The organism is Humibacillus sp. DSM 29435, assembly GCF_001758225.1.
Lineage (GTDB): Bacteria > Actinomycetota > Actinomycetes > Actinomycetales > Dermatophilaceae > DSM-29435.
Map to the genome: position 1 here is coordinate 31,326 of NZ_MAST01000053.1, position 14,688 is coordinate 46,013.

At 68.9% G+C, this 14,688-nt stretch carries 12 protein-coding genes; 9 read left to right on the forward strand and 3 right to left on the reverse strand.

Translation table 11 applies throughout. The features are described 5' to 3' along the window. The first annotated feature begins 3 nt into the window (after positions 1-3). Positions 4-396 (forward strand): OB-fold nucleic acid binding domain-containing protein, encoded by a 393-nt coding sequence (locus BA895_RS21240; protein WP_070193888.1) that lies wholly within the window; start codon positions 4-6, stop codon positions 394-396. Further along, a complete protein-coding gene (locus BA895_RS21245; protein WP_070193889.1) occupies positions 389-1,105 on the forward strand; it encodes a DUF3159 domain-containing protein in 717 nt (238 codons plus the stop codon). The genes BA895_RS21240 and BA895_RS21245 overlap by 8 nt, the downstream gene beginning before the upstream one ends. A gap of 10 nt (positions 1,106-1,115) precedes the next feature. On the opposite strand, the gene BA895_RS21250 is transcribed toward BA895_RS21245, so the two are convergent. Then, positions 1,116-1,805 carry a TrkA family potassium uptake protein gene (locus tag BA895_RS21250; RefSeq protein WP_070193890.1) on the reverse strand — a complete coding sequence of 230 codons (690 nt, stop codon included), beginning with the start codon at positions 1,803-1,805 and terminating at the stop codon, positions 1,116-1,118. 53 nt (positions 1,806-1,858) lie between these two features. Next, on the reverse strand, positions 1,859-2,521 hold the full coding sequence (locus tag BA895_RS21255) for a TrkA family potassium uptake protein (RefSeq protein ID WP_070193891.1): 663 nt from the start codon (positions 2,519-2,521) through the stop codon (positions 1,859-1,861). Positions 2,522-2,654: 133 nt separating this feature from the next. Between BA895_RS21255 and BA895_RS21260 the strand changes: the two genes are divergently transcribed. The 7 genes from BA895_RS21260 (at position 2,655) to BA895_RS21290 (ending at position 12,990) form a co-directional block, all read left to right on the forward strand. After that, a complete protein-coding gene (locus BA895_RS21260; RefSeq protein ID WP_070193892.1) occupies positions 2,655-4,664 on the forward strand; it encodes an APC family permease in 2,010 nt (669 codons plus the stop codon). Further along, the gene (locus BA895_RS21265) at positions 4,661-5,920 is read left to right on the forward strand and encodes a class I SAM-dependent RNA methyltransferase (protein ID WP_070193893.1); all 1,260 of its coding nucleotides are present in this window, start codon (positions 4,661-4,663) and stop codon (positions 5,918-5,920) included. Before BA895_RS21260 ends, BA895_RS21265 begins: the two co-directional genes overlap by 4 nt. A gap of 133 nt (positions 5,921-6,053) precedes the next feature. Then, positions 6,054-8,888, forward strand: a complete 2,835-nt coding sequence (locus BA895_RS21270) for an aconitate hydratase (RefSeq protein ID WP_070193894.1) — start codon at positions 6,054-6,056, stop codon at positions 8,886-8,888. A 95-nt stretch (positions 8,889-8,983) separates the two neighbouring features. Further along, the gene (locus BA895_RS21275) at positions 8,984-10,156 is read left to right on the forward strand and encodes a C39 family peptidase (protein WP_070193895.1); all 1,173 of its coding nucleotides are present in this window, start codon (positions 8,984-8,986) and stop codon (positions 10,154-10,156) included. Positions 10,157-10,208: 52 nt separating this feature from the next. After that, positions 10,209-10,577, forward strand: coding sequence for a hypothetical protein (locus BA895_RS21280; protein ID WP_070193896.1), 369 nt, complete (start codon positions 10,209-10,211; stop codon positions 10,575-10,577). 173 nt (positions 10,578-10,750) lie between these two features. Next, on the forward strand, positions 10,751-12,616 hold the full coding sequence (gene dxs / locus BA895_RS21285) for a 1-deoxy-D-xylulose-5-phosphate synthase (RefSeq protein ID WP_070194035.1): 1,866 nt from the start codon (positions 10,751-10,753) through the stop codon (positions 12,614-12,616). Positions 12,617-12,675: 59 nt separating this feature from the next. Further along, on the forward strand, positions 12,676-12,990 hold the full coding sequence (locus BA895_RS21290; protein ID WP_070193897.1) for a hypothetical protein: 315 nt from the start codon (positions 12,676-12,678) through the stop codon (positions 12,988-12,990). Between the two features lie 31 nt (positions 12,991-13,021). Here the strand turns inward: BA895_RS21290 and BA895_RS21295 are convergent, their stop codons facing one another. Beyond that, positions 13,022-14,551, reverse strand: a complete 1,530-nt coding sequence (locus BA895_RS21295; RefSeq protein WP_070193898.1) for a UDP-N-acetylglucosamine 1-carboxyvinyltransferase — start codon at positions 14,549-14,551, stop codon at positions 13,022-13,024. Positions 14,552-14,688 lie beyond the last annotated feature (137 nt).

Here is a 14,688-nt window from a genome sequence, read left to right on the forward strand (position 1 = left end):
CCCATGGGTAGTGCCAGATCGGGCGCCCTGCGCCGTCTCACCGAGCGCCTGACCCGCACGTCCGACGAGCTCGACTCCGATGACCTGAAGCGGGAGTCGAACGACCTGGGGGTCGTGCACATCGGTGACCTCGAGCCCCGCTCGCTGGCCACCGTCTGCGGAGAGGTGCGTTCGGTCACCCTGCGCCCCCGCGACGACGTCCCGGCACTCGACGTGGAGGTGTGGGACGGCACCGACTCCCTGCACCTCGTCTGGCTCGGAAGGCGTCGCATCGCGGGCATCGCCCCGGGCATCAAGGTGCAGGCCACGGGTCGGGTCACCCGACAGCGAGATGTCACCACCATCTTCAACCCGGCGTACGAGATCATCGGTCGCCCCGGCGCGAGTCATGACTGAAGCCGCGAGCACGGGTGACGAACGAACGGGTAGCGAAGCCGACCTGCGTCGGTACGCAACCGTTGAGGAGCTGCTCCGAGAGAAGCTGTCAGAGGCGATCGGCGGGTGGCGGGGGGCCGCTGAGTCGGCCGTGCCGACGCTTGCCTTCGCCCTGGCGTGGGCTCGCACGGGCAACCTGCGCACGTCCTTGGTGATCGCGGCGGCCGGCGTGGTCGTGCTGCTGATCGTGCGACTCGCGCAGCGACAGAACGCCCGCTTCATCGCCTACGCCGCAGCCGGCGTCGCGATCTCCGCGTTCTTCGCCCTGCGTTCCGGCCGGGCCGAAGACGCTTTCCTGCCCGGGATGCTGCAGAACGCGGGGCTCATGCTCGTGCTGCTGGTCACGAACCTGACTCGATGGCCGTTGTTCGGTTTCATCGTCGGGGTGGCCGAGCCCGAGGTCTTCGCCGAAGACCCGACCTGGTGGCGGCGGCACCCGGGCATCGTCACCGTGGCATCGCGGCTGGCCTGGGTGCTGATCGCCCTCAACGTCGTGCGCCTGTCGATCATGGTGCCGCTCTATCTCGCCGAGCGGGTCTCGGCCCTGGCTGTCGCCAAGGTGGTGCTGGGCTGGCCGCTCTACCTCGTCGCCCTCACCGTGATGGGTGCCATCCTGGTGAAGGGTCGCACTCCCATCGACCCGCACGGCGGCCGTCCGAACCTGGCCTGAGCGACCGACCTCAGAACTGGCTCTCGACCGTCTTCGGGCGGTCGCCGGGAGCCACGACCTGCTGCAGATGCTGCTCCGACTCGTTCGTGGTGATGAAGAGCAGCTCGTCGCCGATCTCCATCGCGTCGTCGGCCGTGGGAGCCAACGGCCGCTGCTCGCGGATGATCGCGACCAGCACCGTGTCGGCCGGCCAGGCGATGTCGCCGACCCGCCGACCCGCGAAGGGGCTCGCCTCGGGCAGGGTGATCTCGACCATCGAGACCTGTCCCTGCTGAAACTCGAAGATGCGCACGAGGTCGCCGATGCTGACGGCCTCCTCGATGAGGGCCGTCATCAGCCGGGGCGTCGAGACGGCGACGTCGACGCCCCACGACTCGTCGAACATCCACTCGTTCTTCGGGTTGTTGACCCGCGCGACCGTGCGCGGCACCCCGAACTCCGTCTTGGCGAGCAGAGAGATGACCAGGTTGGCCTTGTCGTCTCCGGTGGCCGCCACCACGACGTCGGAGGCTTCGAGGCGCGCCTCCTCGAGAGCGGCGATCTCGCAGGCGTCGGCGAGCAGCCATGAGGCCTCGGGCACCCGAGAGGCCTGCACGTCATCGGCGTCCTTGTCGATGAGCAGCACCTGATGGCCGTTGCCGAGCAGCTCCTGGGCGATGGACCGGCCGACGCTCCCGGCTCCCGCGATGACGACGCGCATGTGGTTCTCCTGTTGCCGGTCAGTGAGTTCAGCGGATCAGCGAGTCGAGCAGGTCAGTGGGCGGCCGGGGCCTGGTCACAGAGGCGTTCGACCCGCGCCAGCTCGTCGCGCCGCAGGGCCAGGTGCATCAGGTCTCCTTGCTGCACGACCATGTCGGGCTTGGGCAGGCTGCCTTCGCCGAGCCGGGTCACGTAGGCCACCCGCGACCCGGTCTGCTGCTCGAGGTCGGTCAGCGCCCGCCCGATCCAGGCGGGGTGGATCGGGACCTCGGCGATGACGATCTTCCCGCTGGGGTCGGTCAGCTCGGGCATGGCGCCCTGGGGGAGCAGGCGCTGGATCATCTGGTCGGCCGTCCACTTGACCGTGGCGACGGTGGGGATGCCGAGCCGCTGGTAGACCATGGCCCGGCGCGGGTCGTAGATGCGGGCGGCCACATGCTCCACCCCGAACGTCTCGCGGGCCACCCGGGCGGCGAGGATGTTGGAGTTGTCGCCGCTGCTCACGGCGGCAAAGGCGTAGGCGCCCTTGATGCCGGCCGCGATCAGGGTGTCGCGGTCGAACCCGATGCCGGTGACGGTCTCGCCCTCGAACTCGGTGCCGAGGCGGCGGAAGGCGGCGGCGTCGACATCGATGACGGCCACGTCGTGGCCGCTGCGGCCCAACGTGCGCGCGAGCGCAGAGCCGACTCGGCCACAGCCCATGATGACGAAGTGCACGAGCGCGACGCTACACCCAGCCGGGCCTCAGACAGCCTGCAGATCGAACGTACCGGCATCCGGGTATCGCCCCTCGGACCTCGGTGGTCCGTGGGTGCGCGCACCGGCGGCTGAGCGGCATACAGTGTCACCCGTGCCAGGTACAGGTTCGCTCTTCAAGCGGCTGCTCGTGGGTCGCGCGGTGCGAAGTGACAAGCTCGGGGACACCCTCCTGCCGAAGCGGCTCGCGTTGCCGATCTTCGCCAGTGACGCCCTCTCCTCGGTCGCGTACGCGCCCGACGAGATCATGCTCATGTTGGGACTCGCCGGGGGTGCCTTCGCCACGACGCACAGCTGGCAGATCACGATCGCGGTCGTGTTCGTCATGGTCGTCGTCGTCGCGTCCTACCGCCAGAACGTGCACGCTTACCCGTCCGGCGGCGGCGACTACGAGGTGGCCACGGTCAACCTCGGGCCGAAGGCCGGCCTCACGGTGGCGAGCGCCCTCCTGGTCGACTACACCCTCACCGTCGCGGTGTCGGTGAGCTCGGGCGTGCAGAACGCCGGCACGGTGCTCGACTTCGTGCAGGGCAAGGAGGTGATGGTGGCGGTGATCGTGATCGTCTTCATCACCGCCATGAACCTGCGAGGAGTAAGGGAGTCGGGCAAGGCGTTCGCCGTTCCGGTGTACCTGTTCATCTTCGCCATCATCGGCATGGGCATCGTCGGCTTCTTCCAGCACTTCAACGGCACCCTGGCCCCGGCCGAGAGCGCCGGTCTGACCCTCGTGCCCGAAGACGGCAAGGAGCTGACCGGCCTCGCGGCCGGGTTCCTGCTGCTCCGTGCCTTCTCGTCGGGGTGCGCCGCCCTGACCGGTGTGGAGGCGATCTCCAACGGGGTGCCCGCCTTCAAGAAGCCCAAGAGCACCAACGCCGCCACGACGCTGCTGCTCATGGGCACACTGTCGATCACGATGCTCGCCTCGATCATCGCCCTCAGCCAGTGGTCGGGCATCCAAATCGCCGACGAGCCGGCCACCCAGCTGCTGCGTGACGGGCAGGCGGTGGGCGAGTCCTACGTGCAGAACACGGCCATCGGCCAGCTGTCCGAGTCGGTGTTCGCCAACTTCCACCTCGGAGTCATCTTCGTCTCGATCGTCACCGGGCTGATCCTGTTCCTCGCGGCCAACACCGCGTTCAACGGCTTCCCGGTGCTCGGCTCGATCCTGGCTCGTGACGGTTACCTGCCGCGTCAGCTGCACACCCGGGGCGACCGGCTCGCGTTCTCGAACGGCATCCTCATCCTCGCCGCGGCCGCGATCCTGCTCGTCGTGGTCTTCCGCGCCGACGTCAACGCCCTGCTCCAGCTCTACATCGTCGGTGTCTTCGTGTCGTTCACCACCAGCCAGACCGGCATGGTGCGGCACTGGACCCGCCACCTTCGGCTGGAGCGCAACTCCAAGGAACGGGCGAGGATGCAGCGCTCCCGGGTCATCAACGCCGTCGGCGCGGTGATGTCGGGAGTGGTGCTGCTCGTCGTGCTCATCACGAAGTTCGAGGCGGGCGCGCGCTACGCCATCCTCGCCATGATCGTGATCTTCGTGATCATGCTCGGCATCCGCAAGCACTACGACCGGGTGCGCGACGAGCTGGCGATCGACTGGGACAAGGACAAGCCGCTGTTGCCCAGCCACGTGCACGCCATCGTGTGCATCAGCAAGATCCACAAGCCGACGATGCGGGCCCTCGCCTACGCCCGGGCCAGCCGGCCGAGCTACCTCGAGGCGGTGACCGTCGACGTCGACCCCGACGAGACGCAGGCGCTCCTCGACGAGTGGGACCGGCACGACATCCCCGTGCCCCTGAAGGTGCTCTCGTCGCCGTACCGGCAGATCACCCGGCCCATCCTCGAGTACGTGCGTTCGATCCGGAGCGGCAACCCGCGCGACATCGTCACGGTCTACCTGCCCGAGTACGTGCTCGGGAAGTGGTGGGAGCAGGTGCTGCACAACCAGAGTGCCCTACGGCTCAAGGGCCGGCTGCTCTTCACGCCCGGTGTCATGGTGGTCAGCGTGCCGTGGCAGCTGGCGTCGTCGGAGGGCGCCGAGCGTGACTGGATCGACGAGCCGCCGGTGCCCGGCTCGGTGCGCGGCGGCAACCTGTGAGCGATCGGAGCCACGCACGCGAGAAGACAGCGGGCGGGGAGTCGCTCGTCGGCCGTGAATGGTCGGTCGAGGTGGGGCCGATCGCCCACGGGGGACACTGCGTGGCCCGCCACGAGGGACAGGTGATCTTCGTTCGGCATGCCCTTCCCGGTGAGCGCGTCGTCGCACGCGTCACCGAGGGCCGGGTCGGCGACCGGTTCATCCGCGCGGATGCCGTGCAGGTCGAGTCGCCCTCCCCCCAACGGGTCACGCCCCCGTGCGTGTACGCCGCCCCTGGTCGCTGCGGCGGTTGCGACTTTCAGCACGTCGCCATCGAGGAGCAGCGCAGCCTCAAGGCGGCGGTCGTGCGTGAGCAGTTCTCGCGTCTGGCCGGCCTCGAGGTGGCGGTGACGGTGCTGCCCCTTCCGGGCGACGTCGACGGCCTCCGGTGGCGCACGCGCGTCGAGTTCGCAGTCGACGCCAACGGTCGAGCCGGCCTGCACCGGCACCGTTCCAGCGAGCTCGAGGCGGTCGACGACTGCCTCATCGCGACGGCCGGCGTGATCGACTCGGGCGTGCTCGACACCGAGTGGGCCGGCTGCGAGGCGGTCGACGTGGTCGACGCCGCCCACCCCGACGAGCCGGTGCTCGTGCCGGTGCCCGCTCCGGCAGGCTCCGCCCCCGGTGGGGGTCTGGTCGGCGAGCTGGCCACCGACGGCGACTGGTCGGGGGAGTACGTCGTCGACGCGCGGGGTTTCTGGCAGGTGCACCCCGGTGCCGCGTCAACGCTGCTGTCGCGGGTGACGGCCCTGCTCGACCCTGGTCCCGGCGACCGAGTCATCGACCTGTACGCCGGGTCCGGTCTGTTCACCCTCCGGCTCGGCGAGCTCGTCGAACCCGGCGGCTTCGTGCTGGGAGTGGAGGGCGACGCACGCGCGGTCGGCAACGGCATCCGCAACACCGAGCATCTGGAGTCGGTCGAGTGGCGCGCGAACCGGGTCGACCGAGAGCTGCGGTCGTTGGTGGCGCAGGGTGTCTCGGCCGACCTGGTCGTACTCGACCCACCGCGCACCGGCGCGGGCAAGGAGGTCATGGCCCTGCTCGCCCGGCTCTCGCCCCGACGGGTCGTCTACGTGGCCTGTGATCCGGCCGCGCTGGCCCGAGACGTGAAGTTCGCCTCGTCGCACGGGTGGTCGCTTTCGTCGCTGGAGGCTTACGACGCTTTCCCGATGACCCACCACGTGGAGTGCATCGCCGTGCTCGAGCCGACCGCGTGACCATCGCGCCCCCAGCCACCACCCGCTCTCACTGTCGGCCCGGCGGGGGCTGACAACGGTCGGGCCATGTGGTTAGATATATCTTGACGTCAAGATATATTTCATCGAGCAGAGTCGCTGGAAGGAGCCCGCTGTGAGCAGCACTGGCAGCATTGACAGCTTCAAGGCCAAGGGAACCCTCGAGGTCGAGGGAAACGCCTACGAGATCTACCGGCTGGCCGCAGTCGAAGGACACGAGAGTCTGCCCTACAGCCTCAAGGTGTTGCTCGAGAACCTGCTGCGCACCGAGGACGGCGCGAACATCACCGCCGACCACATCCGCGCTCTCGGGTCGTGGGACAAGGACGCTCAGCCCGACATCGAGATCCAGTTCACGCCGGCCCGCGTCATCATGCAGGACTTCACCGGGGTGCCGTGCATCGTCGACCTCGCGACGATGCGTGAGGCCGTGGCCGACCTCGGCGGCGACGCGACCACGATCAACCCTCTGGCCCCGGCCGAGCTCGTGATCGACCACTCGGTCATCATCGACGTGTTCGGGCGCGCCGACGCCTTCGAGCGCAACGTCGAGTTCGAGTACCACCGCAACAAGGAGCGCTACCAGTTCCTGCGCTGGGGCCAGACCGCCTTCGACGACTTCAAGGTCGTGCCACCGGGCACCGGCATCGTGCACCAGGTCAACATCGAGCACCTCGCCCGCACCATCATGGTGCGTGAGATCGACGGTGAGCGGTTCGCCTACCCCGACACGTGTGTCGGCACCGACTCGCACACCACCATGGTCAACGGGCTCGGGGTGCTCGGCTGGGGGGTCGGCGGCATCGAGGCCGAGGCGGCCATGCTCGGTCAGCCCGTGTCGATGCTCATTCCGCGCGTGGTCGGCTTCAGGCTGAGCGGCTCCATCCCGACGGCGGCCACGGCCACCGACGTGGTGCTCACCATCACCGAGATGCTGCGCCAGCACGGCGTCGTCGGCAAGTTCGTGGAGTTCTACGGCGAGGGCGTGGCCCAGGTGCCACTCGCGAACCGCGCCACCATCGGCAACATGAGCCCCGAGTTCGGCTCCACCTGTGCGATCTTCCCGATCGACGACGTCACCCTCGACTACCTTCGCCTCACCGGCCGCTCGACAGAACAGGTGGCGCTCGTCGAGGCCTACGCCAAGGAACAGGGCATGTGGCTCGACGCCGGCCCCGGCCAGCCCGAGGCCCGCTTCTCCGAGTACCTCGAGCTCGACCTCTCGACGGTGGTGCCCTCGATCGCCGGGCCCAAGCGGCCCCAGGACCGCATCTCGCTCACCGCGTCGAAGGAGCAGTTCCGCAACGACCTGAAGAACTACGTCGTCAACGGCAAGGGCATCGACAAGAGCGCGGTCGACAACGAGCTGATGGACACCTTCCCCGCCTCCGACTCGCCCAGCCACGACGCGCTGGAAGCCTCACAGGAGGCGGGCCGGCCCTACCACTCCGGCGCTCGGGTCAACGGTGACCGCGCCACCAACCCGGCAACGGTGACCATCGACGGCACCGAGGTGACCATCGACCACGGGCACGTGGCGATCGCCTCGATCACCTCGTGCACCAACACCTCCAACCCGTCGGTGATGATGGCGGCCGCCATGCTGGCCAAGAACGCCGTCGAGAAGGGGCTGACGGTTCCGCCCTGGGTCAAGACGTCGATGGCCCCGGGCTCGAAGGTCGTCACCGGCTACTACGACAAGGCGGGCATGTGGCCCTACCTCGAGAAGCTCGGCTTCTATCTCGTCGGCTACGGCTGCACCACGTGCATCGGCAACTCCGGACCGATCATCGACGAGGTGTCCGAGGCCGTCAACGGCAACGACCTGGCGGTCGTCTCGGTGCTGTCGGGCAACCGCAACTTCGAGGGTCGGATCAACCCTGACATCAAGATGAACTACCTGGCCAGCCCGCCGCTGGTCATCGCCTACGCCCTCGCCGGCACGATGGACTTCGACTTCGAAGCCCAGCCGCTCGGCGTCGACCACGACGGCAAGGACGTGTTTCTCAACGACATCTGGCCCGCGCCGTCCGATGTCGAGAAGACGATCGCGAGCAGCATCAGCCAGCAGATGTTCACCGACGACTACGCCGACGTGTTCGCGGGCGACGAGCGGTGGCAGTCACTTCCGACGCCGGAGGGTGACACCTTCGCGTGGGAGGACGACTCCACCTACGTGCGCAAGCCCCCGTACTTCGACGGGATGACCATGGAGACCACCCCGGTCGCCGACATCGACGGAGCCCGGGTGCTGGCCAAGCTCGGTGACTCGGTCACGACCGACCACATCAGCCCGGCCGGGGCGATCAAGAACGACAGCCCCGCCGGCGTCTACCTGCGTGAGCACGGCATCGAGCGCAAGGACTTCAACTCCTACGGCTCGCGTCGCGGCAACCACGAGGTGATGATCCGGGGCACCTTCGCCAACATCCGGCTGCGCAACCTGCTGCTCGACGGGGTCGAGGGAGGCTTCACGCGCAACTTCCTGGAGGGCGGCGAACAGGCCACGATCTACGACGCCTCGCAGGCCTACCAGCAGGCCGGCGTTCCGCTCGTCATCCTGGCCGGCAAGGAGTACGGCTCCGGCTCCTCGCGCGACTGGGCGGCCAAGGGCACCGCACTGCTGGGCGTGCAGGCGGTCGTCGCCGAGAGCTACGAGCGGATCCACCGCTCGAACCTGATCGGCATGGGCGTCATCCCGCTGCAGTACCCGCAGGGTGAGAACGCCGACTCGCTCGGGCTCGACGGCACCGAGACGTTCTCGGTGAGCGGCATGACGGCCCTCAACGAGGGCACCACCCCCAAGACGGTCACCGTCACTGCAGCCAAGGAGTCGGGTGAGACGGTGACGTTCGAAGCCGTCGTGCGCATCGACACCCCGGGCGAGGCCGATTACTACCGCAACGGCGGCATCCTTCAGTACGTGCTGCGGTCGCTCGTCAACAGCTGACCTGGGCCCGCCAGCGCACACGTCACGGTCTGCGGTCGCCTGGGGCGACGGCAGACCGTGACGTGTGCTGACCGGCGTTCTGGCATGCTGCTCGCGTGACCGATCGCCACGTGACCCTGACCGTCTGGGAGAACCGTTTCGGGTGGGAGCCGGGCGAGCCGTTGCTCGACGCCGATGCACACTCCTCCGACGACTCCACGGTGGTCTGGTCTACCCGGCACTGGAGCTCACCCGTGGTCGAGTCGGCGTTTCCGGCGACCGAGCTGATCCCCTCCTGGAACTGCACGACGCCGCCCGGCTCCTGGCTCCTCGTCGAGGCGCGCCTGCGCAGCGACCTCGGCTGGACGCCGTGGCTGACCTTCGCCCGCTGGTGCGACCGGCTTCCGGCTGACGGCGGCGCCATCACCCGAACCACGGTCGAGGGGCAGACCACGGATGCCGGTCACGTGGCGGCGGATGCCTTCGTCGCGGCCCCTGCCCACCCCTTCTCGGCATGGCAGGTTCGGGTGACCGGTCTGAGCGCCGATCCGGCCGGCCCGTGGCCCGAGGTCACGCTTGTGGCCGGGGCGGTGTCAGGCATGGTCATCGACGACGCCCCGGTCAGCGAAGCCGGTGCCGGGGTCGGTTCCGAGATCGCAGTGCCGCCGCACTCGCAGCGGTTGCACGTGGGTTCGTTCCCGGCCTGGGACGGCGGCGGCGAGTCGTGGTGCTCGCCCACCTCCACGACGATGCTGCTCGAGCACTGGGGAGTGGGGCCAGGCCCCGACGAGGTGGCCTGGGTGACCCAGGTGCCCGCGGCGTCTGACGCTGTCGACACCGCTGAGCTGGCCGTGGTGCACGCCGTGAGCCGAGTGTTCGACCAGTCGTACGGTGGCGCCGGAAACTGGGCTTTCAACGTCGCGTACGCCGCGACCCGCGGGCTGCGCGCCTACGTGACCCGGTTGCGTGACCTGACCGAGGCCGAGTCGTTCGTCGCGGCCGGCATCCCCCTCGTCGTGTCGGTCACGTTCACCTCCGACCAGCTCGACGGGGCCGGCTACGACACCGGAGGGCACCTGCTGACCATCATCGGCTTCACGGCCGAGGGCGACGTCATCTCCAACGACCCGAACAGCCACCGCATCGCGAGCAACGAGCAGGTCCGCACCGTGTACCGGCGCGACCAGTTCGAGAAGGTGTGGCTTGGCAAGCACGGTGGCCTCACCTACGTCATGCACCCCCACCACGTGCCGCTACCCAGCCCGCCTTCAGAGGCCAACTGGGCGTGACGCCACCCCCACCCGTCGGGGCGTTGACCCACCACCGGGGCACACTGGGGGCATGGCCGCCCACACTCCTCCCGGATGGCCCGTCGGGGTGCCGCCTGCGCAGACACCGGGCTGGGAGGCCCGTGCGGTGCTCTGGCTGCTCGACCAGTGTCCGCCCGACTACCGCGCCTACGACGGGTGGCGCAAGCATCCGATCGCCCTCGCCTGGCTGACGGGGCGCCACCTCGAGGGCCAGGTCACCGCGATGCGGGAAGCCTGGCGCGAGGCGCGCGTGGCGATCGGACCCCACGTTCCGCCGGAGGCGCTGACCGAGATCCTGCTGCAGATCGAGGCCGAGGGGATTCGGCTGCTCGCGGCGTCACGATCGACGAGGCTGCTCCATGAGGCGCTGCAGGGAAAGGTGTTCGCCCCGCGCCTGTGAAGCCCGCAGGCCTGCGGGGCCACCGTGCGGGTCAGCCGGCGCGTACGGCATCCGCGCATCGAGCGCCCCGGCCACCCCTGAGGGCGATGAAGGTCACCGGCCGACCGTCCGACCGGCTCACGCGCCGACCCGTAGACTCGGTTGGGCAACCCACTGGAGAGGACGACGCAAGCGTGAGCCTGCTCGAGACCATCACGAGCCCCGCTCGGCTCAAAGCGCTGCCCGCCGAGCAGCTACCCCGGCTCGCCGAGGAGATCCGCTCGTTCCTGGTGTCGGAGGTGTCGAAGACCGGGGGACACCTCGGGCCCAACCTCGGCGTCGTCGAGCTCACCATCGCCCTCCACCGGGTCTTCGACTCGCCGCGCGACGCCATCGTGTTCGACACCGGTCACCAGTCCTACGTGCACAAGCTGCTCACCGGTCGCCAGAACTTCGCCCAGCTGAAGAAGCGGGGAGGTCTCTCGGGCTACCCGAGCCGAGCCGAGTCGAGGCACGACGTCGTCGAGAACTCGCACGCGTCGACCTCGCTGTCGTGGGCCGACGGCATTGCCAAGGGTCGACGGCTGCGCGGCGAGAACGACCGGCACACCGTCGCCGTCATCGGTGACGGTGCCCTCACCGGTGGCATGGCGTGGGAGGCCATCAACAACATCGCGGTCGACCGCACCCTGCCGCTCGTGATCGTCGTCAACGACAACGAGCGTTCGTACGCCCCGACGATCGGCGCCCTCGCCGAGCACCTCGCCACCATGCGCACCACCCGCAGCTACGAACGGTTCCTCGACTGGGGCAAGCGCTCTCTCGAGCGCACTCCGGTCGTCGGCGGCGCCATGTTCGAGACGCTCCACGGGGTCAAGAAGGGCCTCAAGGACATCATGGCCCCGCAGGGGATGTTCGAGGATCTGGGCCTGAAGTACGTCGGGCCCGTCGACGGTCACGACGAGGAGACCCTGGAGAAGGCGCTGCGCCAGGCGAAGGAGTTCGGCGGCCCCGTCATCGTGCACGTCATCACCCAGAAGGGGCGCGGCTACCAGCCGGCCATCGACGATGCCGCCGACCAGTTCCACAGCGTGGGCAAGATCAACCCCGAGACGGGCCTGCCGTTCGAGGTGAGCGGTCGCATCTGGACCGACGAGTTCAACGAGGAGATGGTCGCGATCGGCCGCGACCGGCCCGACGTCGTGGCCATCACGGCCGCGATGATGATCCCGGTCGGGCTCGACGGTTTTGCCGCGGCTCACCCCGACCGGGTGTTCGACGTGGGCATCGCCGAGCAACATGCGGTGACGATGGCCTCAGGCCTGGCCTACGCGGGGTTGCACCCGGTCGTCGCCGTGTACGCCACCTTTCTCAACCGGGCCTTCGACCAGCTGCTGATGGACTGCGCCCTGCACCACGCCGGGGTGACCTTCATCCTCGACCGGGCCGGGCTGACCGGCAGTGACGGCGCCTCGCACAACGGCATGTGGGACATGACGCTGACCTCGATCGTGCCCGGCCTCCGTCTCGCTGCTCCCCGCGACGGTGACCAGGTGCGGGCGGCCCTGCGCGAGGCGATCGACGTCACCGACGGCCCCACCGTGATCCGCTTCCCGAAGGGTGACGTGGCCGACCCCTTGCTGGCGGTTCGTCGCCACGGCGAGGTCGATGTGCTGTTCGAGAACGCAGACGCCGACGTCGACCTGCTGGTCATCGGGGTGGGGGCCTTTGCCGGTCTCGCCGTCGAGGCCGGCGAGAAGATCGCCGCCATGGGCCGCACGGTGCGGGTCATCGACCCGCGCTGGGTGCTTCCGGTCAACGACGACGTGGTGGCGCTGGCGGGTGCCGCGGGCGCCGTCGCCGTCATCGAGGACAACCTGGTGAGCGGCGGGATCGGGGCGGCAGTCGGCCTCGCGCTGCACACAGCGGGCGTGTCCGTTCCGGTGCACCCCTACGGCATCCCGAAGCAGTTTCTCGAGCACGCGTCGCGGGGTCAGCTGCTCGAGCAGCTCGGGCTCACGGCCGAGCACATCGTGACCGACCTCGAGCGGCGGCTCTGATCCGGCTCGCCGCCCCACCCAGGTGAGGGGGCGCAGGTCTCCGGCCTACCATCGGTGACATGCAGCCAAGAGATGCCCACGACGTGACCACCGCCCCGATCGCCGCCCTCGGTCTCGTCGGCGGCTACGTCGTGGCACGGGAGAGCGGCATCCGCCCGCTGGGTGGGGTCGTGCTCGGCGTGGCCGGGCTGTATGCCGGTCGCAGCTGGCTCGCCAAGGCCGGCGTACCCGGCGCCGCCGGGCTGGCAGCCCTCTACCTCGGAGGTTTCGGCGCCTCGCACGTGCTCGCGAAGAAGATCGGCGGCTGGCCCGCGGTGCTCACAGTCGCAGCCGCGAGCGGCATCGCGTCGTGGGTCGTTTCCGACCGGCGCTGAGTCGAGTCAACCGCCCACAGAGATCGGCCGGTCAGATGTCGCGGAAGACCTCGATGGTCGCGCCGAGACGGTTGAGCCGCTCGGCGAGGTCTTCGTAGCCCCGGTTGATCACGTAGACGTTACGCAGCACCGACGTGCCCGGCGCAGCCAGCATGGCCAGCAGCACCACGACGGCCGGGCGCAGGGCCGGCGGGCAGACCACCTCGGCGGCCCGCCACTTCGTCGGGCCCTCGACGATGACACGGTGCGGGTCGAGCAGCTGCACGCGGGCGCCCACCTTGGTCAGCTCGGTGAGGTAGATGGCCCGGTTCTCGTAGACCCAGTCGTGGATCATCGTGCTGCCCTCGGCCACGGCGCCGATGAGCGCGAAGAACGGCAGGTTGTCGATGTTGAGCCCGGGGAAGGGCATCGGGTGGATCTTGTCGGTCGGAGCGCGGAGGGGTCCGGCGATGGTGGTCAGGTCGACGAGTCGGGTCTGGCCGTTGGCCGACCGGTACTCCTCGGTGAGCTCATACTTCATGCCCATGCCGTCGAGGGTCGCCAGCTCGATCTCGATGAACTCGATCGGCACCCGGCGGATGGTGATCTCGGAGTCGGTGACGACGGCGGCGGCGATCAGGCTCATCGCCTCGATGGGGTCTTCGCTGGGGGAGTACTCGACGTCGACGTCGATCTCACGTCGGCCGTGCACCGTCAGGGTCGTGCTGCCGATGCCCTCGATCTGCACGCCGAGCTTCTCGAGAAAGAAGCACAGGTCTTGCACCATGTAGTTGGGCGAGGCGTTGCGGATCACGGTGACGCCCTCGTACCGGGCCGCGGCCATGATGACGTTCTCGGTCACCGTGTCTCCGCGCTCGGTCAGCACGATCGGTCGGGTCGGGCCCACCGAGCGGTCGGACCGGGCGTCGTAGAAGCCGTGGGTGGCCGTGACCTCGAGCCCGAAGGAGCGCAAGGCGCTCAGGTGCGGCTCGACGGTGCGGGTGCCGAGGTCACAGCCGCCGGCGTAGGGAAGCTGGAACTCCTCCAGTTCGTGCAGCAGCGGGCCGAGGAACATGATCACCGTGCGGGTGCGGCGGGCCGCCTCGACGTCGATGTCGCTGAGGTTGAGCCGAGCCGGAGGAGTGATCTCGAGGTCACTGCTGTCGGGCAGCCATCGCGTCTTGACGCCGATCGAGGCGAGCACCTCGAGGATGCGGTTGACCTCCTCGATGCGGGCGAGGTTGCGAAGGGTCGTGCGGCCCCGGTTGAGCAGCGAGGCGCAGAGCAGCGCTACGGCGGCGTTCTTGGAGGTCTTGACGTCGATCGAGCCGCTGAGGCGGGTGCCACCGACGATGCGAAGGTGCTGCGGACCCGAGTGCCCGAGCGAGACGAACTCGCTATCGAGGGCGTCGCCGATCTTGGCCAGCGTGTCGAGGCTGAGGTTCTGACGGCCCTGTTCGATGCGGGCCACCGCGCTCTGGGAGGTGGCGAGCAGCTCGGCCAGGTCGGTCTGGGTCAGCCCCTTGTGGCGGCGGGCGTCGCGGATGAGGCTGCCGATGCGGGTCAGATAAGACGGAGTCACGCCCGAGACTCTAACTCATATATGAGATACCCCTCAAATGTGACCTTCAATGAAGGCGGCAAGAATGATGAGAAGCGTGGATGCCGTTCAGCCCGCCTGGAGGGCACCTGACCTTCTCGAACCACCACTCGAACACG

What these genes read in the sequence shown, in the direction of transcription:
- BA895_RS21240 (WP_070193888.1), top strand. Translation starts at nt 4, where the DNA reads ATGGGTAGTGCCAGATCGGGCGCCCTGCGCCGTCTCACCGAGCGCCTG.
- BA895_RS21245 (WP_070193889.1), top strand. Translation starts at nt 389, where the DNA reads ATGACTGAAGCCGCGAGCACGGGTGACGAACGAACGGGTAGCGAAGCC.
- BA895_RS21250 (WP_070193890.1), bottom strand. Translation starts at nt 1,805, where the DNA reads ATGCGCGTCGTCATCGCGGGAGCCGGGAGCGTCGGCCGGTCCATCGCC.
- BA895_RS21280 (WP_070193896.1), top strand. Translation starts at nt 10,209, where the DNA reads ATGGCCGCCCACACTCCTCCCGGATGGCCCGTCGGGGTGCCGCCTGCG.
- BA895_RS21290 (WP_070193897.1), top strand. Translation starts at nt 12,676, where the DNA reads ATGCAGCCAAGAGATGCCCACGACGTGACCACCGCCCCGATCGCCGCC.